This is a genomic window from Streptomyces phytophilus, from assembly GCF_013870535.1.
Lineage (GTDB): Bacteria > Actinomycetota > Actinomycetes > Streptomycetales > Streptomycetaceae > Streptomyces > Streptomyces phytophilus.
Window position 1 is genome coordinate 1 of the sequence record NZ_JACBXC010001682.1, and the last position, 1,080, is coordinate 1,080.

Annotated in this window: 1 protein-coding gene; it reads right to left on the reverse strand. The window is 76.7% G+C overall.

What is annotated here, in order from left to right:
• Positions 1-1,080, reverse strand: a 1,080-nt coding sequence (locus tag H5J30_RS35200) for an FGGY family carbohydrate kinase (RefSeq protein WP_181791855.1), incomplete at both ends; no start/stop codon positions are given.

Here is a 1,080-nt window from a genome sequence, read left to right on the forward strand (position 1 = left end):
TGGGCCGCCGCGGTCGCGAAGTCCGGCTCCCGGCCGGTGGCGACCGCGCCGGTCAGCCACGCGCCGCGGGCGCCGATCTCGGTGTCGGCGGGGATCGCCACGGGCACGCCCGTGACGTCGGAGATCAGCCGCATCCAGAACCCGCTGCGGGTGCCGCCGCCGCTGAGAGTCAGCAGGTCCGGCTCCGCGGGGGAGGCGGCGAGGCAGTCGCGGATCGCCAGGGTGACCCCCTCCACCACCGCGCGCGCCACGTCCTCCCGGCCGCTGTCCAGCGACAGGCCGGTCAGCGAGCCGCGGGCGGCCGGGTCGAAGAACGGCGCGCGCTCGCCGGCGGGGGAGAGGTACGGCATGAACCGCACCCCGGCGGTGTCCGCGGAGCCGCGCTCGGCCAGCTCCATCAGCTCGGCGGCCGAGGACAGCCCGAGGAGCTTCGCGCCCCAGTCGAGCATGTCGCCGCCGCTCATGGTGGGGAAGGCGCGCAGGTAGTGGCCGGGGACCCCGAGCGGGACGGTGATGCCCACGGGCTCGCCGGGGGCGGGGGGCGCGTCGGTGACGATCTCGGTGGAGAGCGTGGTGCCGAGGATCGTGCACGCGCGGCCCGCGCCGACCGCGCCGGAGCCGATCGCGGTGGCGCAGATGTCGTACGGCGCCAGCACTACGGGGACGCCCTCCGGCAGCCCCGTCTCGGCGGCGGCGGCGCTGTCCAGCGCGGTGACGCGGTGGTCGTCGTCGCGCAGCGGCGGCAGCAGGTCGCGGGCCCACTCCACCCCGTACAGCTCGAACAGCCGGTCCGACCAGGTGCGCGCGGCGATGTCCAGGAACGGCGCCGCGGCCTCCGACTCGTCCACGGCCGCCTGACCGGTGAGCCGGTAGAACAGCCAGCCGCCGCAGGTCAGCAGGTGCCGGGAGCGGGCGACGCGGTCCGGGTCGTGCGTGCGCAGCCACGTCAGGACCGCGTTCGGCATGCCGGTGGAGATCCGCGAGCCGCAGATGCGGAACGCCTCCTCCACGGTCCCGTCCCGCTCCCAGTCGCCGACGATGCCGGCGGCGCGGCCGTCGTTCCAGAGCACCGCGGGGCCC